The sequence below is a fragment of the Aeromonas sp. FL131 genome, assembly GCF_049860615.1.
Classification (GTDB): Bacteria; Pseudomonadota; Gammaproteobacteria; order Enterobacterales; family Aeromonadaceae; genus Aeromonas; species Aeromonas hydrophila.
Map to the genome: position 1 here is coordinate 3,711,820 of NZ_CP187595.1, position 25,663 is coordinate 3,737,482.

Consider the following 25,663-nt stretch of genomic DNA (forward strand, 5'->3'; position numbering starts at 1 on the left):
TTTGACAATATGTGGTTGAGAAGGCATATTTCCGGGCCTTTTCAATACACTCGCTAAGACAGTTTTAGGAGTTTTACCTTGGCTAACATCAAATCTGCTAAGAAGCGCGCTCTTCAGTCAGAGAAACGTCGTCAGCACAACGCCAGCCGTCGTTCCATGACCCGTACCTACCTGAAGAAAGTCATCGCTGCCATCGCCTCTGGCGACAAGGCTGCCGCGACTGCCGCTTTCGCTGTTGCTCAGCCGATCATGGATCGTATGGCGACCAAAGGCCTGATCCACAAGAACAAAGCTGCTCGTCACAAGAGCCGCCTGTCTGCCCAGATCAAAGCTATGGCTTAATTCAGCATCTGCTGAACAAAGCTAAAAAAACCGGCCTTCGTGCCGGTTTTTTATTTCTGTTCGCTGCAATACAACTTGTGCAGCAATCCTATCATCTCGCGCACCTCATGGCTGCGCAGCGAATAGTAGACCGTCTGGGCCTCCTTGCGCGTCTCCACCAGTTCATCCCGCCGCAACACAGCCAGATGCTGTGACAACGCCGACTGGCTCAAACCCAGCCGCTCGTTGAGCTCGCCCACCGACAGCTCCCGCTCCAGCAGCTGACACAGGATAAACAAGCGCCGCTCGTTGGCCAGCGCCTTGAGCAGAGCGACCGCCCGGCTTGCATTTGCCTCCATCTCTTCCAGTTGCATCTCATTCCCTCTCGTTCGAGGCAAGAATCATACTCTGTGGCCCGTCGATTTAAAATGACAGGGTTGCCGGTTGAATCGTGGTGAAATCCTCCTGACCGGCAAACAGAAAGGAGAAATCGCTCTCGCATACCCGTTTTACCGCCGGATGCTGGATCATCCGTTCAGCGAAGATGACGTAGTACTCCTCCATCAGATCCTGGGTCTCCCCCAGCAGCATCACCTCCTCCCCTTCCAGGATCTCCTCCCGATAGATGGTAGGAGCCATGAAGATGCCCTGGTTGAAGAAGCCGAATGCCTTCATCAGGGCCGCATCGTCAAACTCGCCGAGGATGCTGGGCGATACGCCCTGCTGCTCGAACCACTGGGTCAGCTGGCGGCCCATGGCGGTGCGCCGGCCCGGGATCAGCAGCTTGCGTTCCTCCAGACAGGCCGGAAAAGGCAGCGACGGCAGTGGCGCCTTGCAGAAGAAGCTGACCCCGCAGCCACCGAGCCGCTTGGAGAGCAGGCCGGCGTGCTGGCTGGAGTCCACCGGGCAGTCCGACAGGATCATGTCGAGCTTGTGCTCGCTCAGCTGTTCCAGCAGCAACTCATGGGTCGATTCGAAGCAACGCAGGTGGATGGAACCGTCGTTGGGGATGACGGAGAGCAGTACCCGGCTGGCAAGACGTTTGGAGAGCGCATCGGCGATGCCGACGTCGAACAGGATCTGGCTCTCCTTGCGGTAGTTGACGATATCCAGCATCTCGTAGGAGAGGCTGAACATCTTGTCGGCATAGCGAAACACCAGCTGACCCAGCTCGGTCGCCTCGAGGGAACGCCCTTTGCGCATCAGCAGCTTGCCGCCCAGGCGCTGCTCCAGCAGCTTGATCTGGCCGGTGACGGTCTGCGGCGTCAAGAAGAGGGCTTCCGCCGCTTGCGTGACGGAGCCCTTCTTCTGAGTCATCCAAAAATAGTAAAGATGGTTGTAGTTAAGGTGTGACATCCGATGGGGTTCCCGCGCTGCGCGGACTCCGGTAGCAACTGAGTTCAGCCGCCAGAATGTCATACATGTCGCTGATCGAGTCAACCTTGTTCGCGTCGAACTGCGCCTGCAGATGGGCCTTGAGGCGGGCCGGATCCGGCATCCGCTCCCCGCAATAACGCTTGTTGGACTGTTTGACCCGCTCGCCGGCCCGGCTGCTCAGCGCCCGCTCGGCGAAGGTCTCGCCAAACTGGGCCTTGGCCTGCCTGTCCCCCAGCATCAGGGCGCTGTCGACCACCCCGTTGAGGTAGGCCGAGCAGCCGGCCGAGGCCGCATCCTGCTGGCAATCCTGCAGACTGCCGGCCCAGGCCGTCTGGCTCAGCGCCAGCAAGGCCAGCCATCCTAGTCTTTTCATAACCCCTCCGTGCTTTGGTCGGCCTCCCGATTCGGGAGCGCCATGCGCAGGGCGAGATAACCGACGATCGCCGCCAGGGTCGATCCCACCAGGATCCCGAGGCGCGAATAGCTGCCGTAATCCAACCCGCCGTGCTCGAAGGCCAGCGAGGCGATGAACATCGACATGGTAAAGCCGATGCCGCACAGGATGCTGACCGCGAAGATCTGTTTGAAATTGACCCCGTTGGGCAATTGGGCAATGCCGAGCTTCACCGCCAGCCAGCTGATGGTAAACACCCCGAGCGGCTTGCCGATGAACAGCCCCAGCATGATGCCGAGCGGCACCGGGCTCAGCAGGGCGGAGAGACCAATCCCCTCCAGCGATACCCCGGCATTGGCAAAGGCGAACAGCGGCAGGATCAGGTAGGCACTCCAGGGGTGCAGGGCATGCTCCAGCTGCTTGAGCGGCGAGACATAGCGCTTGCCGTTGAGCGGGATCATGAAGCCCACTATGACCCCGGCCAGGGTCGCATGGACGCCCGATTTCAGCACCGCCACCCAGAGCACCAGCCCCACCAGCATGTAGAGGCTGATCCGATCCTCGCCGCGGCGGTTCATCCACAGCAGGGTCAGGGTCGCCAGGATGCCGATCGCCAGCGCCGTCAGCGACAGCTGCTGGGTGTAGAACAGCGCGATGATGATGATCACGCCCAAGTCATCCATGATGGCCAGCGCCAGCAGGAACACCTTGAGGCTGACCGGCACCCGCTTGCCCAGCAGCGCCATCACTCCGAGGGCGAAGGCGATGTCGGTGGCGGCGGGAATGGCCCAGCCGGCGCGCGCCACTTCATCCGAGTAGTTGAAGAAGGCATAGATGAGCGCGGGTGCCAGCATGCCGCCCACCGCGGCGATGGCCGGGAAGGTGGCCTGCACCCGGGAAGAGAGGGCCCCTTCCAGCATCTCGCGCTTCACCTCGAGGCCGACCAGCAGGAAGAAGACGGCCATGAAGCCATCGTTGATCCAGAGCAGCAGCGGCTTGTTGATGTCGAGGGCGGCGATGCGTACCTGCACCTGGGTATCGAGGAAGGCCTGATAGCTGCCGGCCAGGCCGCTGTTGGCCAGGATCATCGCCAGCATGGCCGCCATGATCAGAATTATTCCGGAGGCGGCCTCCAGCTTGAGGAACTTTTTGATTACGTCGCTCATGGTTAAATTATCCACAGTATTACTTTGTTTTGAGTCTATATCCCATAACAATTAATGGAAAATCGTTTCTTACTGCGAAATACAACGAGAAAACCGAAGGCAAAATCAAACATGCCTGCTATAAGCAGGTTTTCTCCCACACGAATATCACTCTAAGCCCAGTCATCAGAGTGAATATTCCGTGGCTTTTATGCATAAAAAAGGCGCCTCATGGGCGCCTTTCACATCAGATGGCGACGGGCGCCTTGATGCCGGGATGGGGGTCGTAACCCTCTATCTCGAAATCCTCGAATTGGTAGTCGAAGATGGAGTCCGGCTTGCGCTTGATCACCAGGGTCGGCAGCGGGCGCGGCTCGCGGGTGAGCTGCAGCGCGGTCTGCTCCATGTGGTTGGAGTAGAGGTGCACGTCACCACCGGTCCAGACGAAGTCGCCCACTTCCAGGTCACACTGCTGGGCCATCATGTGGGTCAGCAGGGCGTAGCTGGCGATGTTGAACGGCAGGCCGAGGAACACGTCACAGCTGCGCTGGTAGAGCTGGCAGGAGAGCTTGCCGTCGGCCACGTAGAACTGGAAGAAGGCGTGGCAGGGAGCCAGCGCCATCTTGTCCAGTTCGCCCACGTTCCAGGCGGAGACGATGATGCGGCGCGAATCCGGATTGTGCTTGATGTCGTCCACCGCCTTCTGGATCTGATCGATCACAGACCCGTCAGCCGCCGGCCAGGAGCGCCACTGGGCGCCGTAAACCGGCCCCAGATCGCCGTTCTCGTCGGCCCACTCGTCCCAGATGCTGACGCCGTGCTCTTTCAGGTAGGCGGTGTTGGTATCGCCGTTGAGAAACCACAGCAGCTCGTGAATGATGGAGCGCAGGTGGCACTTCTTGGTGGTGACCAGCGGGAAGCCTTCCGCCAGATTGAAGCGCATCTGATGGCCGAACAGGGAGACGGTGCCGGTACCGGTACGGTCGGATTTGACGGTCCCTTCATCGAGGATCTTCTGCATCAGGTCGAGATAGGCTCGCATTACTTTGCCTCCTTCAAGGTCTCACCAAACGGGTTCACAGCCACACAGGCAGGCTGCGGCAGGATCTTCTGTACCAGACCGAGATAGGCTCGCATTACTTTGCCTCCTTGACGCTGTTACCGAACAGCTGCGGCCGCTTGTAGGCAACCCAGATCATCAGGGCACCGATGATGATCATCGGGGTGGAGAGGATCTGGCCCATGCTGATCTCCTGGAAGTAGAGACCGAGCTGGCTGTCCGGCTGGCGCACGAACTCCACCAGGAAGCGGAACAGGCCGTAGAACAGCAGGAACATGCCGGAGATGGCGCCACGGGGCGGGTTCTTGCGCCAGAACAGGTTGAGGATGATGAACAGCACCACCCCTTCCAGCGCGAACTGATAGAGCTGGGATGGGTGGCGTGGCTCGGGACCTGCCTCCGGGAAGATGATGGCCCAGGGCACATCGGTGACCCGGCCCCACAGCTCACCGTTGAGGAAGTTGCCGATGCGACCGACGCCGAGGCCGAACGGAATGAGCGGTGCCACGAAGTCAGCCACGGTGAAGAAGTGGCGGTTGGTCTTGTGGGCAAACCAGACCATGGCGGTGATGACCCCGATCAGGCCGCCGTGGAACGACATGCCACCGGTCCAGATCTTGAACAGGTAGAGGGGATCGGCCAGGAACATGTCGAAGTTGTAGAACAGCACGTAACCGACCCGGCCACCCAGGATCACCCCGAGGAAGCCGTAAAACAGCAGGTCCGAGACCTCGTTGCGGGTCCAGCCACTGTTCGGCGCATCCGCGCGGCGCCCCGCCAGCCACATGGCAAATGCGAAACCAAACAGGTACATGAGACCATACCAGCGTACCGATAGTGGTCCCAAACTGAATGCTACGGGATCAATCTGCGAGAAAACCCAATATCCATCGTGCTGCATATGCGGCCCCAGTCATAAGAAAAGCCGCATTTTCCGATCATTCGTCAGCAGGGACAAGGCATGATTATCAATCAGTCTGTTTCGTTTTGTGACCGGCGCGCAGCAAACCGCCCAGGCCGTGCTCTTCCAGATAGCGGGCAAACAGGCCGCGCAGCACGTGCGGGTTGTCGTGCTTGAGGCCATCCGTCAGCAGCACCGTCAGTTCGCTCAGGGTGGACTGACGCAGCACGTACTTGATGCGGGCGATGTTGTGCGTGTTCATGCTGAAGCGGCGATAGCCCATGGCCAGCAGCAACAGCACCCCGACCGGATCACCGGCCAGCTCGCCACACACCGACACCGGCTTCTGGTAACGATGGGAGGCATCGACCAGCAGCTGCAGGGCGCGGATCACCGCCGGATGGAAGGCATCGTAGATGTTGGCGACCCTGGCGTTGTTGCGATCCACCGCCAGCAGGTACTGGGTCAGATCGTTGCTGCCCACCGACCAGAAATCGATGAGCGGCGCCATTTCGGGCAGGATGTAGAGGGCGGAAGGCACCTCGATCATCACCCCCAGGCTCGGGTAGCGGATCACCGCCTCACGGCTGGCCGCCTCTTCCGACACTTCTCGCCAGGCCTGATCCAGCAGGCGGCGGGAGGCCTTGATTTCGCTGACGCTGCTGATCATCGGCAGCATGATGGCCAGATTGTCCAGCCCTTCGCTGGCCCGCAGCATCGCCTTGAGCTGCACCAGGAACAGTTCGGGGTGATCCAGGGTGAGCCGGATCCCCCGCCAGCCAAGGAAGGGATTTTCCTCGACGATGGGGAAATAGGGCAGCTGCTTGTCGCCACCCACATCCAGGGTCCGCATGCAGACCGGCCGGTTGCGGTAGGTCTCCAGAATGCCGCGATAACGGGCGGTCTGTTCCCACTCGGAGGGGAAGCTGTCCTGCAGCATGAAGGGAATTTCGGTGCGATAGAGGCCGACCCCGTCCGCCAGCTGATTGAGGGATATTTCGGTGTCGGCACTGAGCCCGGCGTTGAGCAGCAGGGAGACAGGCACACCGTCGGCCGTCTCGGAGGGCTGGTTGTCGACGCTGCGCACCAGGGTATCGAGCGCCCGCTCTTCGCTCAGCAGCTGGCGGTACTCGGTCAGGATCACCTGATTGGGCTCGATGAAGAGATCGCCGCTGTAGCCATCGACCACCAGCATACGACCGCCGATGTCGCCAAGCGGCAGATCCACCCCCATGATGGCCGCCACCCCCATCGCACGAGCCAGAATGGCGGCGTGGGAGTTGGTGCCCCCCTTGAGCGACACCACCCCGGTCAGAAACTCGCGGGGGACTTCAGCCAGGATGGTGGCCGTCACCTCGTCGGCCACCAGTACCACCGGCTCGCCGATGGCGATATGCTCTGGCTCGTTTTGCACCAGCCGGCTGATGAGCCGCTGGGCAATGTCCTTCACATCGGTGGAGCGCTCCTGCAGGTAGGGATCCTTCATCCCCTTGAACTGATCGATCAGCCGGTCACTGATGAGCTTGACCGCCGATACCGCCGTCCAGTGCTCCTTGCTCACCTTGTTGCGAATGGGCTTGATGTAGCCCGGATCGTTCAGCAGATGCAGGTAGATGTCGAAGATGGCGACCGAGTCCTGGCTGTAGCTCTCGCGAAACCGCAGTGCCAGGCTCTCCAGATCGTGGCGCACCTCCTCCACCGCCACATTCAGCCGCTCCAGCTGTCTGGCGTGATCCTCATCCTTGCGCGGGGTGATGGAGTTGAGCTCCTTGCGCGGCCGCCACACCCAGGCCTTGGCCATGGCGATGCCGCTGGCACCGGCAATGCCACGCAGCGGCTTGCTCCAGTCGGTCTTCTGCAACCAGCCCTTGGCCTGGGCCTGGGCGATCCGGGCCGCCAGCTGGGCCGCCAGGGTCACCATGAAGGACTCTTCCCCCTCATCGAAGAGGCGGCTCTCCTTCTGCTGCACCACCAGAATGCCCACCACCTGACGCTGATGCATGATGGGGGCGCCGAGGAAGGAGCGAAACGCCTCTTCGGCCACATCGGGCAGGAACTTGAAGCTGGGATGGGAGGGGGCATCGGCCAGGTTGATCAGCTCTTCCCGCTGACCCACCAGACCGACGATGCCCTGCTCGAACGGCAGGGTGGCCTTGCCCACCGCCGACTCGGCCAGACCATCGGTCGCGGCCAGCCGGTAGCGGCGCATCTCGGGTTCTGAGACATAAACGGAACAGCAGTCCACCATCATGGCCAGCCGGGTCTGGCTGACCAGTGCCTGCAAGGCCAGCTCGAGGGTATTGGCCTCGGCCATGCTTTCGACGATGCGTCTGAGTTCCGTTAACAACTAATCTGTGCTCCTTAACGGGGGCGATTGCGCCGCCCATCCTTCTTGTTGACCTGAACAGCCGGCACCGGCATCGCCAGCGGGGCAAACTCCTTCATTACCCGTCGATAGACTTCCCGCTTGAAAGAGACGACCTGACGGACCGGATACCAGAAGCTGACCCAACGCCAGTCATCAAACTCGGGATGACCATGACAGCCGAACTGGATCCTGGACTCCCTGCCCGGATCCAGCTGCAGCAAGAACCATTTTTGTTTTTGGCCAATACAGACCGGTGAACTGTCCCAACGAACGAGGCGTTTGGGCAAGCGGTACTTCAGCCAGTTGCGACTGGTGGCCATGATGGTCACATCTTCGGGCTTGAGGCCTATCTCCTCATACAGCTCACGATACATGGCCTGCTCCGGCGTCTCACCATCATCAACCCCTCCCTGCGGAAACTGCCAGGAGTGCTGCCCATAGCGCTTAGCCCACAATACTTGTCCGTCACGGTTACAGATCACGATTCCGACATTGGGACGAAACCCGTCGCCATCTATCACGTGATCACCTTATAAAGGCTGAATCTATAAGGGGATTGTTCCACATTCACCTCGTGGCAGCAAACAGGGACTGCGATCCCCCACTCATGAATAACTTTCAATTTCAAGCCGACTTATAAACAAATCCAAGGATCAACTGGACCAAGTTGCCCACCCAGACTGTGCATAAGCCTGTGAGCAAGCAGGTATATACAGTAGTTTCATTTATCTGATCCAAACCAGGCGACAGCATACCCCATGTTGATAAAAACAGAATATGTATTTAAATACATGATGTTAAACAATCAATGCTGGATCAAGATCCATGTCTTTCACGGCCAGCGATCCGGGATCTCGATTGTGAACAAGTTCGACTGTTCAAAGATCCACCATGGCTATTTTATCCACAGGAGTGGCACACTATCTGCTCTGGAATCGCCGTTGAAATCGGTGCTGTTTCACATTTTTTTGTAACAATGAGCCAACTATTAGCACTTGCCGGCAGTTATCCAAGATTTCTGTGGATAACTGTGTGCAACAGCGCGAGCAAACCCTTGGACAACTATTTTGAGCCTGGATCCTGCTGGTCAATGACCGAGGGTATAGAGACAAATTTGTTTAAAATCATTATGATAAGTACTTACTCACAAAACAGCCCCCCCTGTGCATACCCCTGCCAGGATCGGTTATAAAAACAGCGATCCTCAGCGAGGATCAGAGTTGCTAGAATAATTCCCCTTTGCAGGAGTGAACCATGCCCACCAACCCCCAGTCCGAGCAGGAATTGCTGGCCCGCGCCTATGCCATGGCGGGCTTCACGCTGGCCCAGCTGGCCGCCACGGCCGACATCGCCGTGCCGGCGGATCTGCGTCGTGACAAGGGCTGGGTTGGTCAGCTGATCGAGTGGCAGCTAGGGGCCAGCGCTGGCAGCAAGCCCGAACAGGACTTCCCGGATCTTGGCATCGAACTCAAGACGATCCCCATCGATCCTCAGGGCAAACCGCTGGAGACGACCTTCGTCTGCGTGGCACCGCTGATCGGTGTCAGCGGCCAGCAGTGGGAACAATCCAATGTGCGCAACAAGCTCTCTCGCGTGCTCTGGATCCCGGTGGAGGGCAGCCGCGAGATCCCCATCGGTGAGCGCCGCATCGGTATGCCGCTGTTGTGGAGTCCGAATGAAGAGGAGGAGCGGCTGCTGCGCCAGGACTGGGAAGAGCTGATGGACATGATAGTGCTGGGAGAGGTGGAGCAGATCAGCGCCCGCCACGGCCAGGTGTTGCAACTGCGTCCCAAGGCGGCCAACAACAAGGCTCTGACCCGGGCCATCGGCCGCAATGGCCAGCCGATCATGACCCTGCCGCGCGGCTTTTACCTCAAGATAGGCTTTACCCACGGGCTGCTGCAGCGCCACTTTGCCCTGCCCGCTTGATCTCGGTTATCAACATCCTTGTCATAAAGTGATATAAAAATAGCCAGCAGCTATTTCTTCGCAATCAGGACAAGGAGGCGTCATGCCGATCAACAAGCAATTTCTCAAGTCTCGCCCCGAGGTCAAGGTGACCTTTGCCGTGGAAAAAGAGGCCGCAGGAGAGGCCGAGCAGGTGCTGTTGCTGGGGGAGTTCAGCCAGTGGCAACCCATCGAGCTCAAGCGGATGAAGAGCGGTGAGTTCAAGACCACCCTCAATCTGCCGACCGACGGTCCCGCTCATTTCGAGTATTGCTACCAGCTGGTGCAACCCAACGGGGAGACCCACTACGACAATGACTGGGCGGCGGATGACTACGTGCCCGGTCCCTTCGGACGCGACAACTCGGTGGTGCGGGTCAGCCAGCCAGGTTGAGCCGGCACACCCGGAAGCGGATACAAAAAAGGCTCGCCATTGGCGAGCCTTTTCACTACCTGTCGAGCTTTTCGCCGACATACCGACACCAATTCGAATCGAATTAGTTGAGCTTCTCTTTGATACGAGCAGCTTTGCCGGACAGGTTGCGCAGGTAGTACAGTTTGGCGCGGCGAACATCACCACGACGCTTCAGTTCTACACTGTGGATCAGCGGAGAGTGAGTCTGGAATACACGCTCAACACCTTCGCCGTTGGAGATCTTGCGAACGGTGAAAGCAGAGTGCAGACCGCGGTTACGCTTGGCAATAACGATGCCTTCGAAAGCCTGCAGACGCTCTTTACCACCTTCTTTAACACGAACTTGAACACGTACGGTGTCGCCCTGGGCAAAAGCCGGGATGTCGGTACGCAGTTGCTCTTGTTCAAGCTGCTGAATAATCTTGCTCATTGTCTTTCCTTACCTAGGATAAACTGAAAACTCTACTTAACGCTGTCACGCACTTCGCGGACATACTCGGCAAGAAGTGATTCTTGCTCGTCAGTCAGAGCTAGGTTGTTAATAAGTTCCGGCCTTCTCTGCCAGGTTCGTCCGAGCGATTGCTTGAGCCGCCAGCGCCGAATCACTTCGTGATTGCCGCTTGTCAGCGCCTCTGGCACCGCCAATCCATCCAACAACTCCGGCCGAGTGTAGTGGGGATGATCCAGCAGGCCATCCGTGAAGGAGTCCTGCTCGGCACTGGCCTGATCGCCCAAAACCCCAGGGACCAGACGCGAAACCGCATCGATCAGGGTCATGGCAGGCAACTCGCCACCACTTAACACGTAATCCCCGATAGACCACTCTTCGTCGACTTCGGTTTGTATCACGCGTTCATCGATACCTTCGTATCGACCGGCGACCAGAATCAGTTTCTGATTCGTCGCCAACTCGGTCACGCCCGCTTGAGTCAGCTTGCGTCCCTGAGGAGAGAGATAGATGACTTTCGCCCCGTCTCCCGCCGCTTGCTTGGCTGCATGAATCGCGTCACGCAGCGGCTGAACCATCATTAACATGCCGGGCCCACCACCATAAGGACGATCATCGACCGTACGGTGTTTGTCGTGGGTAAAGTCCCGGGGGTTCCAGCACTCAATCTGCAGCAGGCCACTCTTGACGGCCCGACCCGTTACCCCGTGCTCGGTAATGGCTCGGAACATTTCAGGGAAGAGGCTAATCACCCCAATCCACATAAGAAACCTCCGGCACCCGTGTTAGCGCGGGAAACTAGAAACCAGGATCCCAATCAACTTCGATTGTTCGAGCAGTCAGATCAATGTTCTTGATCACCTGCTCTTCCAGGAACGGAATCAACCGCTCCTTCGCACCAAAGGCATCTTTTACATTGGCCTCAACCACCAACACATCGTTGGAGCCGGTTTCCATCAATTCGGTCACCTTGCCCAGGTCGTATCCCTTGGTGGTCACTACCGAGCAACCAATCAGGTCACGCCAGTAGAACTCGCCCTCAGGCAACGCAGGCAACAGATCGGCGGCTACGCCAATCTCGACATTGGTCAATGCCAGGGCATCCTCGCGCACGTCGATACCATCGAGTTTGCAGATCAGACCCTTGTTGTGACGCTTCCAGGATGAAACCTGAATTTCACGCCACACCCCGTTCTGATTGATCAGCCAGGGGTTGTAATCGAAAATCGCTTCGGCAACATCGGTGAAGGAGTTCACTTTAAGCCAGCCCTTGATGCCGTAAACGGTACCCAGGGTGCCCAGAACTACAGGTTTTTCCACCTTAACTCCTTACCGTTTGGCTGATTAAGCAGCTTTGGCAGCGTCTTTGATCAGCTTGGCAACGCGGTCAGAAACAGCGGCACCAGTACCAACCCAATGCTCGATACGAGCCAGGTCCAGGTTCAGCTTTTCAGCGTTACCAGAAGCAACCGGGTTGAAGAAACCAACGCGCTCGATGAAACGACCGTCACGGGCGTTACGGCTGTCAGCAACTACTACCTGGTAGAACGGACGCTTTTTCGCGCCACCACGTTGTAAACGAATGGTTACCATATCGTCCTCATTAACATCTAATGAACAAGGCCCGCAAACACGCGGACCCTAGCTTAAAATAAGCCGCGTAATTCTACTTGGATTCGTAATAATTGCAACCAAGCCAGCCATTTTTTGCACAAGCGGCCCCATGAAAAGGGCCCACCCATGGTGAGCCCTTGACGTGTGCATGACGACCGGCAATCAGAAGGGGCCGCGGCCACCACCGAATCCCGGTGGCAGCATGTTCTTCATCTGCCCCATCATCTTGCGCATGCCACCCTTGCCGGACATCTTCTTCATCATCCGCTGCATCTCGGTGAACTGCTTGAGCAGCTTGTTTACGTCCTGCACCTGCATGCCCGAGCCTGCAGCGATACGACGCTTGCGAGAGCCCTTGATGAGGTCGGGATGGGCACGCTCCTTGGGCGTCATGGAGCTGATGATGGCCTCCATCCGCACGGTGAGCTTGTCATCCATCTGATCCTTGATGTTGTCCGGCAAGCCGGACATGCCCGGCAGCTTGTCGAGCATGCCCATCATGCCGCCCATGTTGCGCATCTGGGCCAGCTGCTCGCGGAAATCTTCCAGATCGAAGCCCTTGCCGCTCTTGACCTTGCTGGCCAGCTTGGCCGCCTTCTCTTTATCGACGTTGCGCTCCACCTCTTCGATGAGAGAGAGCACGTCGCCCATGCCGAGGATGCGGGAAGCCAGACGATCCGGGTGGAACGGCTCCAGCGCATCGGTCTTCTCGCCCATACCGATGAACTTGACCGGTTTGCCGGTGATGTGGCGCACCGACAAAGCGGCACCACCGCGGGCATCGCCGTCCGCCTTGGTGAGGATCACGCCGGTGAGCGGCAGCGCCTCGTTGAAGGCCTTGGCAGTGTTGGCGGCGTCCTGACCGGTCATGGCATCCACCACGAACAGGGTCTCGACCGGCTTGATGGTGGCGTGGAGATGCTTGATCTCGTCCATCATGTCGCTGTCGACGTGCAGGCGGCCGGCGGTATCGACGATCACCACGTCATAGAACTTCTTGCGTGCCTGATCGATGGCCGCATTGGCGATGTCGACCGGCTTCTGGCTGGCATCGCTCGGGAAGAAGTCCACACCGATGTCATTGGCCAGGGTTTCCAGCTGTTTGATCGCCGCCGGACGATAGACGTCGGCACTGACTACCAGCACCTTTTTCTTGCTGCGCTCTTTGAGCAGCTTGGCCAGCTTGCCGACCGTGGTAGTTTTACCGGCCCCCTGCAGACCAGCCATCAGGATGATGGCTGGCGGCTGGGCAGCCAGATTGAGCTGCTCGTTGGCCTCCCCCATCACCGAGACCAATTCGCCATGCACAATCTTGATGAAGGCCTGGCCCGGGCTCAGGGACTTGGCCACTTCCTGGCCAACCGCCCGCTCCTTGACGCGAGCCACGAAGTCACGCACCACCGGCAGGGCGACGTCCGCCTCGAGCAGCGCCATGCGAACTTCGCGCAAGGTCTCTTTGATGTTCTCTTCGGTCAGACGACCACGGCCGCTGACATTGCGCAGGGTGCGCGAGAGTCGTTCAGTCAAATTCTCAAACATGACGCATTCCGGTTCTTGGCGTAACAAATGGGGGCATTATACCTCAGCCGGCGCAATGAGGACGATTATTCGCCGCACACGACGGTGACCTGCCCCTCAAAAGGGCAGGTACAATGAACCCAGGCTGGTATTTCGGCCGGCGCCGGCGCGCCTTCTGGTGCGTGCCGCGGCGGCAGACTGCTGCCTATATATGGGCGGATCGGCGGCAGCACAACTGGCGAGCACATCTTGTGCAAGGTATACTGCCCTTCCTATTCCCAATCGCTTGCTCGACAACGACCCGGTTATGATCGTGATCTCTGTTCTGGCCCTGGCGTTCTATCTGCTGGCCATCATCGCCTCTCTGCACCTGCTGCTCAGTGCCAAACCAGTGGGACAAGCCCCCCTGTTTGCCTGCATCGGACTGGCCCTGATCGCCCATGGCACCGCCGTGGCCGGCGAAGTGCTGGTGACTCACTCCGGCCAGAATCTGAGCATGCTCAACGTAGCCTCGCTGGTCAGTCTCATCATCAGCTGCTTCATGACCTGCGTCACCCGCCGCTTCAACGGCTGGATCCTGCTGCCGGTGGTCTACAGCTTCTCGGCCCTGCTGCTGGCCGCCAGCGCCCTCATTCCCGGCCGCTACATCACCCATCTGGAGGCCCATCCCCAGCTGCTGCTGCACATCGGTCTGGCGCTGATGGCCTACTCGGTATTGATGATCGCCTGCCTGTTTGCGCTGCAGCTAGCCTGTCTGGACCGGCAGCTGAAGTCGCGCAAGATCAGCCAGCTGCCCGCCATGCCGCCCCTGATGACGGTGGAGAAGCGGCTGTTCCAGCTCATCTCGGCGGGTCTGTTCCTGCTAACTCTCTCCATTGCCTCCGGCCTGTTCTTCCTCGAAGACATGTTCGCCCAGGGCAAGTCCCACAAGGCCATCCTCTCGATCCTGGCCTGGTGCGTCTACGTGCTGCTGCTGTGGGGCCACCATACCCGTGGCTGGCGCGGTCGCAAGGTGATCACCCTGAGCCTGATCGGCAGCTTCATCCTGACTCTGGCCTATTTTGGCAGCCGCTTCGTCAAAGAAGTCTTGTTGAGCTGACCGCCACCCTTTTTATCACCCACTCCCACAGGAGCCCTTCTTGGACAGTATCTCAACGAGTACATTGCTGATTGTTCTCGTTATCTTGATCCTCTTGTCTGCTTTTTTCTCCAGTTCCGAAACCGGCATGATGTCCCTCAACCGCTACAAGTTGCGACATCTGGCCCAGACCAAACACAAGGCCGCCCGCCGGGTAGAAAAGCTGCTATCCCGCCCGGATCGCCTGCTGGGGCTGATCCTGATCGGCAACAACCTGGTCAACATCCTCGCCTCGGCCATCGCCACCATCGTCTGTATCCGCGTCTTCGGCGATCTCGGGGTGGCCATCGCCACCTTCGGCCTGACCCTGATCGTGCTGGTGTTTGGTGAAGTGACCCCCAAGACCCTGGCAGCCATGTTCCCGGAGAAGATTGCCTACCCGGCCTCCTGGGTGCTCAAGGGGCTGATGGTGCCGCTCTCGCCGCTGGTCTGGCTGATCAACGGCATCACCAGCGGCCTGCTCAAGCTGCTGCGGCTCAACCCCAGCAAGGATGACGCCCTCAATACCGAGGAGCTGCGCACCATCGTCAACGAGGCCGGCAGCCTCATCCCCCAGCGCCATCAGGAGATGCTGCTCAGCATTCTGGATCTGGACAAGATGACGGTGGAGCACATCATGGTGCCGCGCAGCGAGATCTACGCCATCGACATCAACGACGACTGGAAAACCATACTGCGCCAGCTGGCCCACTGTGCCCACACCAAGATCCTGCTCTATCGCGACAACATCGACGACGTGGTGGGCTTTCTGCACGCCCGCGACGCACTGCGGCTGATGGCCAGGGATCAGTTCAACAAGTCGAGCCTGCTGCGGGAGGTGGACGAGATCTACTTCATCCCGGAGGGAACGCCGCTCAACGTCCAGCTGGCTAAGTTCCAGCGCAACAAGGAGCGGATCGGCCTCATCGTTGACGAGTACGGCGACATTCAGGGACTGATCACTCTGGACGACATTCTGGAAGAAATAGTGGGCGACTTCACTACCTCCATGACCCCCGCTCCCAGCGACGAGATCCACCCCCAGCCGGACGGCACCTTCCTGGTGGAGGGCTCCGCCAGCATCCGCGAGCTGAACAAGGAGATGAGCTGGCAACTGCCCATCGACGGGCCCAGAACGCTCAATGGTGCCATCCTGGAATACCTGGAGGAGATCCCCCAGCCCAACATCAGTCTGCGGCTGGCCGGCTACCCCATCGAGATCCTGGAAGTGGAGAACAACATGGTGAAGATGGCGCGGATCATGCCTGATTTATACCGTAACGAGTCTGGCTTTGAAGATTGAAAAAAAGGCTGCCACTGGCAGCCTTTTTTCTTGCTCACTCGCTCTCCTCGTCCGGCTCCAGCACCAGAGTCGGGATCAATTCGCCAAATACCTTCTGCAGCTCGTCGCGATTGGCCAGCAGGTCTTGCAGGGTATAGCTGTCCATCACCGCCAGAAAGGCGTTCATCGCCTCCTTCAGGGCATTCTTCAGCAGACAGACCGAGACGATGTGGCAGGCCGGCGAGCCGCAATCTATCCCGTCCAGATTCCCTTCCAGCGCCCGGATCACCTGACCGATGTTGACGGTCTCCGGCGCACAAGCCATGCGGATCCCGCCATTCTTGCCGCGCTGGGACTGCAGATAGCCCAGTTTCACCAGCTGGTTCACCACCTTCACCATGTGATTGCGGGAGACGTCATACAAGGCGGAGACCTTGGCCACGCTCGACAATTCGCCCTCCGGCAGGGTCGCCAGATAGAGCAGGGCTCTCAATCCAAAATCGGTATAGCTAGTTAGTCTCATAGTGCCTGTGGCGCATCGCGCGGAAATTGATTATTGATTCAGATCAAATAAACATCTAGGATGCAGCTTATTAAGTGACATTTTAGATGTTCAATTAGCAAGGACCCCCTATGTTAGACCAAGCCACCATCGCCGTCATCAAAAGCACCATCCCTTTGCTCGAATCGGCGGGCCCCGCGCTCACCCAGCACTTCTACCAGCGCATGTTCAGCCATAACCCGGAACTGAAGGACATTTTCAACCTGGCGCACCAGCGCAGCGGCGGTCAGCCGCTGGCGTTGTTCAATGCGGTGGCGGCCTATGCCAAGAACATCGACAACCTGGGGGCACTGGCCGGGGCCGTGGAGCGTATCGCCCACAAGCACACGGGTTTCCTGATCCAGCCAGAACAATATCACATTGTAGGTAGTCATCTCTTGGCCACGCTCAAAGAATTGGGTGGAAGTGCGGTCACCGACGAGGTGCTGGATGCCTGGGGCAAGGCGTATGGTGTGCTCGCCAGCATCTTCATCGGCCGCGAGAGCGAGATTTATCAGGAGAAGGCGAGCCAGGCAGGTGGCTGGCAGGGTTCCCGCCCCTTCCTGATCAAGGAGAAGCGGCTCGAAAGCGAGCTCATCACCTCCTTCCTGCTGGCGCCGGTAGATGGCAAGCCGGTACTGGACTTCAAGCCGGGCCAGTACCTCAGCATCAAGCTGGTCCACCCCGAGCTGGAATATCAGGAGATCCGCCAGTACTCCCTCTCCGATGCCCCCAACGGCCAGCACTACCGCATCAGCGTCAAACGCGAGCCGCAGGGCCAGGTTTCCAACCTGCTGCACGATCATCTGCAAGCGGGTGACAAGATTGAGGTCATGCCCCCCACCGGCGATTTCTACCTGAAAGCCGATGGCCATACCCCGGTGGTGCTGCTCTCGGCCGGTGTGGGTGTCACGCCGATGATAAGCATGCTCAACCAGTTGCTGGCGAACGGCCATCAGGCCGACATCACCTGGCTGCACGCCTGTGAACAGGGTGCCGTACATGCCTTCAGGGAGGATATTCAGCAAAAATCCCGCCAAAACGCCAACCTGCTGAGCCGGGTCTGGTATCGGGAGCCCCAGGCCAGTGATGTGCAGGGCGAAGATTACGACTTTGCCGGCACCATGGACCTGACTGCAGTGAAGGAGCGCATCACGCCGCAGGCCCACTACTACTTCTGTGGTCCCGTCGGCTTCATGCAGGCAGTCAAGCAGCAGCTGATCGCGGCAGACATTCCGGCCGGCCAGCTCCATTACGAAGTTTTTGGTCCCCACCAAGATCTGTAAGGCGGGCTAATCACTATAACCAGATGAGGGGCCAGCCTGTCACGGCACGGCGGCCGGCACCTCCCGGCCCACGGATGCAGATCCGTGGGTCATTTTTTTGGCTCAGTGCATCGCCTTGGCGCGGGCGATGGCATTGGCCGGCATCCGGTTGCCGAGCCGGCTCAGCAGGCTGGTCGCCTTCTGGTGCAGCGCCTTGTCGCCGATCACCGTGCTGTGCAACCAGTGGTAGGCCTCTTCATAGTCGAGCGGGCTGCCCATTCCCTGCAGCAGCATCTCCACCCACTCTATCTGTGCCCGCTGGAAGCCCAGGCTGGCGGCCTCCCGCATCAGGGTCTCGGCCTTGAGCAGATCCTTTTGCACCAGCGTGCCTTTCCAGTAGTAACGGCCCAGTTGTTCCAGCGCCGGCGCCAATCCCTGATTGGCCGCCTCCCACATGAATTTGACCCCCAGCTCCGCGTTGGGCTTGATGCAGACCCCCCAGGCCAGCATGTCCCCCCACAGAAACTGATAGGCAGGCACCTTCATCACCTCGGCCCGCACCTCGATATCCTGGGTAAGCTGGCACCTGTCCTGCTTTACCTGCTGCAGGTGACGCCCCTGTTCAATCCAGTTGAGCAGCTCGTCCTGGCGATAGAGCGGCACCGCCTGCAGTGTGCCACTGTCCACATTCAGGCCGCTGCTGCTGCTCGGGGTGCTGGTCATGGGGCGGCTATTGGGTGAGCGCCCGCTATCCGTGGCGGCAGGTGCAGGAATGGGGGCCGCTGCCGGCGCATCGGCCGTCGCCGGGCTGGTCGATGGCGCAGCCGTGGTATCCGTGGCCGCCGGCACCGCGGCTGCAGCAGATGGGACCGCCGCCTCCGGTTGCGCCGGCGTACTGGCCGGTGCGGAGGCGGCCACGGCCCCGCTCGTCGCGGCGGCGGCAGAGGCGGAAGGCTCGGCCCCCTGCGCCTGGCTCGTCAGCAATGGGGGCGTCAGCAAACAGAGAAGGCCGACAAGGGTAATGGGTTTCATCATAAGGATCTCCTGCAGCACCCTGTTATCGGCAGCCGGCAGCATCCCCTTAGGCCGGCGCCGCCTGCATCCGTCACCATAACGACAAAGGGGAGCCGAAGCTCCCCTTGCTGTCCATCCGGACGCCTTACTTGACGAAGTCGACACCCAGCTGGATATCGGCTTTCAGAGTGGCCAGCATGCCATCCATCGCCTCTTGTTCGAAGGCGCTCAGCTTGCCGTAGTCCAGCACGGTTTCGACACCGTTCTTGCCAAGCAGGATGGGCTGCGCGAAGAAGGTGGCGTGTTTGCCGTCGCCTTCCACGTAGGCGCACTCAATGACGTTGGCTTCACCCTGCAGACCCTTGATGAGCGACAAGCCGAAACGGCAGGCAGCCTGGCCCATGGAGAGAGTAGCGGAACCGCCACCGGCCTTGGCTTCCACCACTTCGGTACCGGCGTTCTGGATACGCTTGGTCATGGCGGCCACTTCGTCGGCGGTGAAGCTGGCACCGTCGATCTGGGAGAGCAGCGGCAGAATGGTCACGCCACTGTGGCCACCGATCACGTTGACGCGCACCTTGTCGACGTTCAGACCCTTGGCCTCGGCCACGAAGGTCTCGGCACGGATCACGTCCAGGGTGGTGACACCAAACAGGCGACGCTTGTCATAGACACCGGCTTTCTTCAGCACTTCGGCCGCGATGGCGACCGTGGTGTTGACCGGGTTGGTGATGATGCCGATCAGCGCTTTCGGGCAGGAGGCCGCGCACTTTTCCACCAGGTTCTTGACGATGCCGGCGTTGATGTTGAACAGGTCGGAACGATCCATGCCGGGCTTGCGAGCCACGCCGGCGGAGATCAGCACGACATCGGCGCCGACCAGAGCCGGGCTCGGATCTTCACCGCAGAAACCTTTTACTTTCACGTCAGTCGGGATATGGCTCAGATCGACCGCCACGCCCGGGGTCACCGGAGCGATGTCATACAGGCTCAATTCGGAACCAGCAGGCAGACGGTTTTTCAACAGCAGAGCGAGGGCTTGGCCGATGCCACCGGCGGCACCCAGAACGGCAACTTTCATGATCAACTCCATGTTTAAGCGTAGGTTTAAGGTTGTTTCTTGTTGTGCGCCCAACCTTAAAGGATCCCCCCCTAAAAAACAATCTGATAACAGTTGTAATCACAGGTTCTGTGAGCCAATAAACAGGCGGCGAATAAAAATGGGGGGAAATGCAAAAAATTGGAGGGGAAGCACAGATTTCCTGCACTTCCCCTCACCATTAATAGGTAGATCTACCGACTTCAGCCCTGGAAGGCCAACGCCCTGCGTTCACACCAACGAAAACCAATTGTTAACAATCCGTTCATGGTCAGGTAGAGGGCACCGGCCACGGTGAACACCGCCAGGGTGTCATAGGTCTGGGCATTGAGGCGCTGAGCCAGCCCCATCACATCCATGATGGTGATGGTACTGGCGAGCGAACTCCCCTTGAGCACCAGGATCACCTCGTTGGAATAGGCGGGCACCAGCCGCCGGGCGGCGTGACGCACCTTCATCCACAAAGTCTGGCTAGCGGAGAAACCGAGTGCGCGGCAGGCCTCTACCTCACCGGCCGAGATGGCATCGAGCGCCCCCTTGAACAACCGGGTGGAGTAGGCGGCGGTATTAAAGCCGAGCGCCAGCACGGCGCAGAACCAGGGCTGCTTGAGCAGCGGCCAGAGCGGCCCCTCTTTGAGCCAGGCAAACTGGCCCGGCCCGTAGTAGATGAGGAAGATCTGGATCAGCAGCGGCGTGCCGGTGAAGATCAGCACCCACAGCTGCACCAGCTGGGTCGCCACCGGAATGCGACGCTCCAGCACCCAGGTCATGGCAGCCGCCATCAGCACCCCGAGCAGCAGGCTGAATGCCGTGAGTTGCAGGGTAATCGCCAGGCCACCCAGCAGGGTCATCAGGTAATCCTGCATGATCAGCCTCCGTAACGACGGGTGTAACGGGACGCCTGCTTCAAGCCAAACTCACTCACCAGGCTGATGGCCAGGTAGATGAGGGCCGCCGCGGCATACCAGGTGAAGGGTTGATAGGTGCTGGCCGAGGCCATCTGGGCCTGGCGCATCATCTCGTTCACCCCGATGAGGGAGACCAGTGCGGTGTCCTTGAGCAGCACCAACCACTGATTGCCGAGCCCCGGCAGGGCGTGCCGCCACGCCTGGGGCAGCACGATGCGAAAGAAGATGTGCCCCTTGCCAAGACCGAGCGCCAGCGCCGCCAACCGCTGCCCGGCGGGCACCGCATTGAGGGCAGCCCGCAGGGTCTGGGTGGCGTAGCTGGCGAACAGCAGGGAGAGCGCCAGCACGCCGCAGGCGAACGGGCTGAACTCCACGTACTCGCCGGTGATGAGGAACAGCACCTGGGTCGAGCCGAAGTAGATGAACAGCACCACCAGCAGCTCGGGCAGGCCACGAATGAGTGTGGTGAGTGTGGCCACCGGCCACACCAGAGCGCGCTGCTTGCTCAGTTCGGCGGCGCTGAACGCCAGCGCCAGCACCATGCCCCCGACCAGGGATGCCAAGGCCAGCCCGAGGGTCATCCAGGCTGCATCCAACAACAGGCTCAACATGGCTTAGTGCGCGAAATATTTGTCGTAGATCTTCTGATAGGTGCCGTTGGCCTTGATGTCGGCCAGCCCCTTGTTCAGCTGAGTCAGCAGCTCCTGATTACCCTTGGCCACCGCGATGCCAAAGCCGGTACCGAAGTACTTGGCGTCAGTCACCGGCGTGCCGATCACGGCATACTCCTTGTGCTGCTTGAGCCAGTCGGCGGCGACCGCGGTATCGGCAAACACGCCGTCGGTGCGGCCGTTCATCATGTCGAGGAAGGCGCTCTGGTAGCTGGCGTAGGGCACGGTCAGCAGACCCTTGCTCACCCAGTTGTCCACCAGATAGGACTGATGGGAAGTGCCGTTCTGCACGCCGACGGTCTTGTCCACCAGCTCTTCCGGCCCCTTGAAGGCGCCCTTCTTGGTCACGAACACGGCGGAGTTCTGGTAATAGATGTCGGAGAAATCAACCTGGGCGGCCCGCTCCGGGGTCACGTCCATGGCGGCGATGGCGGCGTCATAACGACGGAATTTCAGGCTGGGGATCAGGCTGTCGAAAGCCTGGTTGTGGAAGCTGCACTCCAGCTTGGCCTGTTCACAGATGGCGCGGGCAAGATCGATGTCAAAACCCTGGAACTCGTTCTTGTCGTCCAGGTATTCGAACGGCGCGTAGGTGGCCTCGGTGGCGAACTTGATCTCCTTGGCCAGCACCGAGGTGCTCAGCAGGCCCATGGCGGCGACCAGCAACAGACTCTTTTTCATGACAGCTTCCTTATCGATTTGAATATCAATGCATCAAGAATTCGGCAAACCGGCTGGTTTGCGGGGCTTGGAAAATGGCGGCGGAGCCGGCTTCGATGATCCGCCCCTTCTCCAGATAGATCACCTGGCTGGCCACCTTGCGGGCGAACTCCACCTCGTGGGTCACCACCACCTGGGTGATGCCGGTCTGGCCCAGGTTGCGGATGATCTCCGCCACTTCCTTGGTGATCTCGGGGTCGAGGGCCGCCGTCGGCTCGTCAAACAACAGCACCTGGGGGTCCATCATCAGGGTACGGGCGATGGCCACCCGCTGCTGCTGACCGCCAGACAGCCGCGCCGGCCAGGCGTCGCGCTTGTCGGCCAGTTGCAGCTGGGCCAGCAGATAGCCCCCCTTCTCCATGGCCGCCGCCTTGCTCATGCCGAGCAGCTTGACGGGGGCCTCGATGAGGTTCTCCATCACGGTGAGATGGGGCCACAGATTGTACTGCTGGAACACCATGCCCACCTTGCGCCGCAGCGCCTGGGTCTGGCGGTTGAACTCGGCGGTGGAGAGGCTGGACGGGAAAGAAAATTCACTTTCACCGATGCGCAGAATACCGGCATCCGGGGTGTCCAGCAGGTTCATCATGCGCAGCAGAGAACTCTTGCCGGCACCGCTCGGGCCCAGCAGCACCAAGGTCTCACCGGGAGCGGTCCGAAAGCTGACCTGTTGCAGTACCGGCACCTTGTGCCAGGATTTTTCGATACCGATTAATTCAATACCCATACAGCCCAATTGAATAAGTTTTCAAAATTTCGTCCTGATTCTAACGCTGGCATGGGTGGATGCAAGCTATATTTGAATCAATATGCAGAACAAGCGCCGCTTCCTTGCAAAAATAGGCATATGAATGCAAAATGGGCACGCTGTTCATATCTGCCGCCTGAGCGTGACAGGCAGCCAAACCTCCTCATTCGTGAGTCCAAGATGAAGCATAACGACAAGCAAGAAAAACTGGCCAAGGCCTTTAAAGCCTTGCTGAAAGAAGAACGATTTGGCTCCCAGGCAGAGATAGTGACTGCCCTGCAAGAGATGGGCTTCGAAAACATCAACCAGTCCAAGGTATCGCGCATGCTGAGCCGCTTCGGCGCCGTTCGCACCCGCAATGCCAAGATGGAGATGGTCTACTGCCTGCCGGTGGAACTGGGCGTGCCCACCACCTCCAGCCCGCTCAAGAACCTGGTGCTGGATGTCGACCACAACGGTGCCCTGGTGGTGATCCACACCAGCCCGGGTGCGGCCCAGCTGATCGCCCGCCTGCTCGACTCCCTCGGCAAGGCCGAAGGGATCCTCGGCACCATCGCTGGTGACGACACCATCTTCATCACCCCGACCAGCGACACCGACATCGAAGAGCTCTACCTCTCCGCCCTCGAGCTGTTCGAACAGACGCCGTAATGGTTGCCGCCGCGTCATCGCGGTCCCGCCAAAACGCAAAATCCCGGCCAAGGCCGGGATTTTTGTTATCTGCGGGTGGGCGAGCCTTATTTGCCCTGTGCCACCAGAAAATCTTCTGAAGGGGCGAAGAAGGCTGCGCCGGTCACCGCCCTGGTGAAGCGCAGCAGGTGATCGAAGTGACTGCCCTCCCCCTTGTACATGCTGGCCAGCATGGCGTTGAAGTGCTGCGGGGTGCGGCAGCAGGAGATGAAGTAGAGCCCCTGCTCTGTCATGGTGCCCCAGGGCATGCTCTGGCGCAGTATCTCCATGGACTCACCCTTTGGCGTCTTGAGGTTGACCCGCTTGATGTGGGCGGTCAGCGGCTTGTCGGCCGACTCGTACTCGATGTTGTCGACCTTGGTGCGACCGATAATGTCTTCCTGCTCCTTCAGTGCCAGCTTCTCCCAGTCGCTCATGGCATGGACCCAGCGCTGCACGTGGATGTAGGAGCCGCCGGCAAACTCGCCGCCGTCCAGCAGCGCCACTTCGGCGCGGTGCTCATCCTGCGGGTTCTCGGTGCCATCGACGAAACCGGTCAGATCGCGGCAGTCGAGGTTGCGAAAACCGCGCACCTCTTCTGCTAGCTCCACCAGCCCGGCCAGCAGGGCCATGACGCGCTGACCGGCGTGATGCAGCACATCGACCCGATCGGCGCGCAGTTGCACGAACAGATCGAACGGGGTGTTGGGGGCCTCCTGGCCGTTGGCGGATTGTGCCATGAAGCCGCGGAACTGGGGCGGACGGGCGGCAGGATAGAGGCCATCCCAGGCATCGGCACCGACGGCGACCAGACCGCTGAAGCCGGCAGCGGGGAAATCGGCGGCTACCGCCTCCCACAGGGCCGGCAACCTGGCCAGACGGGCCACCAGCTCGGCGGCGTCACCGGTGCGGTTGAACATCAGATAGAGGGCGTGCAGATTGGGCTCGGCACAGATCCCGGCTTGGGCTTTCATATATCTCTCCCCTGAACAGACATTGGCGATATGGGCGATTAGCGTTGCGCGATTATAAACCAGCGCGGTTCCAGTTCATTGATTTCACGACGATATCACGCGTTCAGGGTAAAGGGTCAAACAACACCAGCGCGTGGGGCGTCACCCTGACCCGCGCCCGCGCTCCCTCCAGCGGCTCGCCGATGCTCGCCTCCAGCCGCAGCTCGCCGCTCTCGAACAGCACCCGGCAGTGATGGCCGAGGAACTGCTGCTCCACCACCTTGAGCTCGCCATCTGCGGCGCTCTCCAGCAACAGTTGCTGTGGCCTGAGCATCAGTTGCAGCAGCTCACCCACGGCCCGGCCATGGGGCTCGCTGCCGCAGATGACCCCGAGCGCCGTGCGCACGCAGTGGCTGTCCACCACCTCGGCCGCCAGGTAATTGACCCCGCCGAGAAACTCCGCCACGAAGCGGTTCTGGGGGCGGCGATAGAGCTGCTCCGGCTGGCCCACCTGCTCGATGTGACCCGCGCGAAACAGCGCCAGTCGATCGGCGAAGGCAAAGGCCTCCTCCTTGCTGTGGCTGACGAAGATGGCGCCGATCCCTTGCTGCTTGAGCAGGGCGCGGATCTCCAGGATCAACTTCATCCGTACCTGGGTGTCGATGTTGGAGAAGGGTTCGTCCAGCAGCATCAGCCGCGGCTTGCACACCAGCGCCCGGGCAATCGCCACCCGCTGCTGCTGGCCACCGGAGAGTTGATGGGGATAGCGATCCCCCAGCCCCTGCAGATTGACCAGCGCCAGCGCCTCGTCCACCTGCTGCTGACGGGCACGGCGATCGAATTTGGTCAGACCGAAGCCGACGTTGTCGGCCACCGTCAGGTGGGGAAAAAGGGCGTAATCCTGAAAGATCATGCCGATGTTGCGCGCCTCGGGCGGCACGCTGGCACCGGGCCCGTCGAGCAGGGTATCGCCGAGGCGGATCGTGCCCTCCGCCAGCGGCAGCAGGCCAGCGATGGCCTTGAGCAGCGTGGTCTTGCCGCAGCCGCTCGCTCCCAGCAGGCAGACGATCTCGTTGTCAGCCACCGTCAGGGAGAGCTGCTCCAGCACATTGCGGCCGTTGTAACGGCAACTGACATTTTCAACCTGCAAACAGGACAAGGCTGACTT

At 59.9% G+C, this 25,663-nt stretch carries 29 protein-coding genes; 7 read left to right on the forward strand and 22 right to left on the reverse strand.

The window, feature by feature from the left end:
• Window positions 1–78: 78 nt before the first annotated feature.
• Entirely contained in the window at window positions 79–342 is a 264-nt protein-coding gene (gene rpsT / locus ACPW75_RS17165) for a 30S ribosomal protein S20 (RefSeq protein ID WP_005308808.1), read from the forward strand.
• A 50-nt stretch (window positions 343–392) separates the two neighbouring features.
• Here the strand turns inward: rpsT and ACPW75_RS17170 are convergent, their stop codons facing one another.
• The 8 genes from ACPW75_RS17170 to rppH form a co-directional block, all read right to left on the reverse strand.
• On the reverse strand, window positions 393–695 hold the full coding sequence (locus ACPW75_RS17170) for an ArsR/SmtB family transcription factor (RefSeq protein ID WP_016349423.1): 303 nt from the start codon (window positions 693–695) through the stop codon (window positions 393–395).
• Window positions 696–744: 49 nt separating this feature from the next.
• Window positions 745–1,677 carry a transcriptional activator NhaR gene (gene nhaR, locus ACPW75_RS17175; RefSeq protein WP_017409027.1) on the reverse strand — a complete coding sequence of 311 codons (933 nt, stop codon included), beginning with the start codon at window positions 1,675–1,677 and terminating at the stop codon, window positions 745–747.
• Entirely contained in the window at window positions 1,664–2,071 is a 408-nt protein-coding gene (locus ACPW75_RS17180; RefSeq protein ID WP_045529143.1) for a hypothetical protein, read from the reverse strand. The genes nhaR and ACPW75_RS17180 overlap by 14 nt, the downstream gene beginning before the upstream one ends.
• Entirely contained in the window at window positions 2,068–3,258 is a 1,191-nt protein-coding gene (nhaA, locus tag ACPW75_RS17185; RefSeq protein WP_077095896.1) for a Na+/H+ antiporter NhaA, read from the reverse strand. Before nhaA ends, ACPW75_RS17180 begins: the two co-directional genes overlap by 4 nt.
• A 226-nt stretch (window positions 3,259–3,484) precedes the next feature.
• Complete coding sequence (gene thyA / locus ACPW75_RS17190) at window positions 3,485–4,279, reverse strand: thymidylate synthase (RefSeq protein ID WP_077095895.1); 795 nt, start codon at window positions 4,277–4,279, stop codon at window positions 3,485–3,487.
• A gap of 94 nt (window positions 4,280–4,373) precedes the next feature.
• Window positions 4,374–5,198, reverse strand: a complete 825-nt coding sequence (gene lgt, locus ACPW75_RS17195; protein WP_011704636.1) for a prolipoprotein diacylglyceryl transferase — start codon at window positions 5,196–5,198, stop codon at window positions 4,374–4,376.
• Between the two features lie 67 nt (window positions 5,199–5,265).
• Entirely contained in the window at window positions 5,266–7,545 is a 2,280-nt protein-coding gene (ptsP, locus tag ACPW75_RS17200) for a phosphoenolpyruvate--protein phosphotransferase (protein WP_024944576.1), read from the reverse strand.
• A 14-nt stretch (window positions 7,546–7,559) separates the two neighbouring features.
• Window positions 7,560–8,087, reverse strand: a complete 528-nt coding sequence (gene rppH / locus ACPW75_RS17205; protein WP_011704634.1) for an RNA pyrophosphohydrolase — start codon at window positions 8,085–8,087, stop codon at window positions 7,560–7,562.
• A 733-nt stretch (window positions 8,088–8,820) separates the two neighbouring features.
• On the opposite strand from rppH, the gene mutH reads away from it, so the two are divergent.
• Together mutH and ACPW75_RS17215 are read left to right on the forward strand one after the other, a co-directional pair.
• Window positions 8,821–9,495: a DNA mismatch repair endonuclease MutH gene (gene mutH / locus ACPW75_RS17210; protein ID WP_039214258.1), complete on the forward strand. Its 675-nt coding sequence runs from the start codon at window positions 8,821–8,823 to the stop codon at window positions 9,493–9,495.
• Between the two features lie 82 nt (window positions 9,496–9,577).
• On the forward strand, window positions 9,578–9,907 hold the full coding sequence (locus ACPW75_RS17215) for an isoamylase early set domain-containing protein (protein ID WP_011704632.1): 330 nt from the start codon (window positions 9,578–9,580) through the stop codon (window positions 9,905–9,907).
• 103 nt (window positions 9,908–10,010) lie between these two features.
• Here ACPW75_RS17215 and rplS read toward each other — a convergent pair whose 3' ends face one another.
• The 5 genes from rplS to ffh form a co-directional block, all read right to left on the reverse strand.
• Window positions 10,011–10,358: a 50S ribosomal protein L19 gene (gene rplS, locus ACPW75_RS17220; RefSeq protein ID WP_005313505.1), complete on the reverse strand. Its 348-nt coding sequence runs from the start codon at window positions 10,356–10,358 to the stop codon at window positions 10,011–10,013.
• 32 nt (window positions 10,359–10,390) lie between these two features.
• Window positions 10,391–11,140, reverse strand: a complete 750-nt coding sequence (gene trmD, locus ACPW75_RS17225) for a tRNA (guanosine(37)-N1)-methyltransferase TrmD (protein ID WP_011704631.1) — start codon at window positions 11,138–11,140, stop codon at window positions 10,391–10,393.
• A gap of 34 nt (window positions 11,141–11,174) precedes the next feature.
• Entirely contained in the window at window positions 11,175–11,696 is a 522-nt protein-coding gene (gene rimM / locus ACPW75_RS17230; RefSeq protein ID WP_011704630.1) for a ribosome maturation factor RimM, read from the reverse strand.
• Window positions 11,697–11,720: 24 nt separating this feature from the next.
• On the reverse strand, window positions 11,721–11,969 hold the full coding sequence (gene rpsP / locus ACPW75_RS17235; protein ID WP_005341383.1) for a 30S ribosomal protein S16: 249 nt from the start codon (window positions 11,967–11,969) through the stop codon (window positions 11,721–11,723).
• Between the two features lie 183 nt (window positions 11,970–12,152).
• Window positions 12,153–13,529, reverse strand: a complete 1,377-nt coding sequence (gene ffh, locus ACPW75_RS17240; RefSeq protein WP_011704629.1) for a signal recognition particle protein — start codon at window positions 13,527–13,529, stop codon at window positions 12,153–12,155.
• Window positions 13,530–13,815: 286 nt separating this feature from the next.
• Between ffh and ACPW75_RS17245 the strand changes: the two genes are divergently transcribed.
• Window positions 13,816–14,607, forward strand: coding sequence for a cytochrome C assembly family protein (locus ACPW75_RS17245; RefSeq protein WP_011704628.1), 792 nt, complete (start codon window positions 13,816–13,818; stop codon window positions 14,605–14,607).
• 40 nt (window positions 14,608–14,647) lie between these two features.
• Window positions 14,648–15,928 carry an HlyC/CorC family transporter gene (locus ACPW75_RS17250; protein WP_024944580.1) on the forward strand — a complete coding sequence of 427 codons (1,281 nt, stop codon included), beginning with the start codon at window positions 14,648–14,650 and terminating at the stop codon, window positions 15,926–15,928.
• Between the two features lie 34 nt (window positions 15,929–15,962).
• On the opposite strand, the gene ACPW75_RS17255 is transcribed toward ACPW75_RS17250, so the two are convergent.
• Window positions 15,963–16,430: an Rrf2 family transcriptional regulator gene (locus ACPW75_RS17255; protein WP_011704626.1), complete on the reverse strand. Its 468-nt coding sequence runs from the start codon at window positions 16,428–16,430 to the stop codon at window positions 15,963–15,965.
• 110 nt (window positions 16,431–16,540) lie between these two features.
• On the opposite strand from ACPW75_RS17255, the gene hmpA reads away from it, so the two are divergent.
• Entirely contained in the window at window positions 16,541–17,734 is a 1,194-nt protein-coding gene (gene hmpA / locus ACPW75_RS17260) for an NO-inducible flavohemoprotein (RefSeq protein WP_077095892.1), read from the forward strand.
• A 102-nt stretch (window positions 17,735–17,836) separates the two neighbouring features.
• Here hmpA and ACPW75_RS17265 read toward each other — a convergent pair whose 3' ends face one another.
• From ACPW75_RS17265 to ACPW75_RS17290, 6 genes are all read right to left on the reverse strand, one after another.
• On the reverse strand, window positions 17,837–18,436 hold the full coding sequence (locus tag ACPW75_RS17265) for a tetratricopeptide repeat protein (RefSeq protein WP_016349413.1): 600 nt from the start codon (window positions 18,434–18,436) through the stop codon (window positions 17,837–17,839).
• A gap of 436 nt (window positions 18,437–18,872) precedes the next feature.
• Window positions 18,873–19,808, reverse strand: a complete 936-nt coding sequence (gene mdh / locus ACPW75_RS17270) for a malate dehydrogenase (protein ID WP_077095890.1) — start codon at window positions 19,806–19,808, stop codon at window positions 18,873–18,875.
• Window positions 19,809–20,029: 221 nt separating this feature from the next.
• Window positions 20,030–20,692, reverse strand: coding sequence for an arginine ABC transporter permease ArtM (artM, locus tag ACPW75_RS17275; RefSeq protein ID WP_077095889.1), 663 nt, complete (start codon window positions 20,690–20,692; stop codon window positions 20,030–20,032).
• Between the two features lie 2 nt (window positions 20,693–20,694).
• Window positions 20,695–21,345 (reverse strand): arginine ABC transporter permease ArtQ, encoded by a 651-nt coding sequence (artQ, locus tag ACPW75_RS17280; RefSeq protein WP_017409015.1) that lies wholly within the window; start codon window positions 21,343–21,345, stop codon window positions 20,695–20,697.
• Window positions 21,346–21,348: 3 nt separating this feature from the next.
• Window positions 21,349–22,086, reverse strand: coding sequence for a transporter substrate-binding domain-containing protein (locus ACPW75_RS17285; protein WP_011704620.1), 738 nt, complete (start codon window positions 22,084–22,086; stop codon window positions 21,349–21,351).
• A 25-nt stretch (window positions 22,087–22,111) separates the two neighbouring features.
• The gene (locus ACPW75_RS17290) at window positions 22,112–22,852 is read right to left on the reverse strand and encodes an ATP-binding cassette domain-containing protein (protein ID WP_077095888.1); all 741 of its coding nucleotides are present in this window, start codon (window positions 22,850–22,852) and stop codon (window positions 22,112–22,114) included.
• Between the two features lie 201 nt (window positions 22,853–23,053).
• Between ACPW75_RS17290 and argR the strand changes: the two genes are divergently transcribed.
• Window positions 23,054–23,524, forward strand: a complete 471-nt coding sequence (gene argR / locus ACPW75_RS17295; RefSeq protein WP_005308670.1) for a transcriptional regulator ArgR — start codon at window positions 23,054–23,056, stop codon at window positions 23,522–23,524.
• An 86-nt stretch (window positions 23,525–23,610) separates the two neighbouring features.
• Here argR and ACPW75_RS17300 read toward each other — a convergent pair whose 3' ends face one another.
• Together ACPW75_RS17300 and ACPW75_RS17305 are read right to left on the reverse strand one after the other, a co-directional pair.
• Window positions 23,611–24,516, reverse strand: coding sequence for a Dyp-type peroxidase (locus ACPW75_RS17300; protein ID WP_077095887.1), 906 nt, complete (start codon window positions 24,514–24,516; stop codon window positions 23,611–23,613).
• A 103-nt stretch (window positions 24,517–24,619) separates the two neighbouring features.
• On the reverse strand, window positions 24,620–25,654 hold the full coding sequence (locus ACPW75_RS17305; protein ID WP_077095886.1) for an ABC transporter ATP-binding protein: 1,035 nt from the start codon (window positions 25,652–25,654) through the stop codon (window positions 24,620–24,622).
• Between the last annotated feature and the right edge of the window lie 9 nt (window positions 25,655–25,663).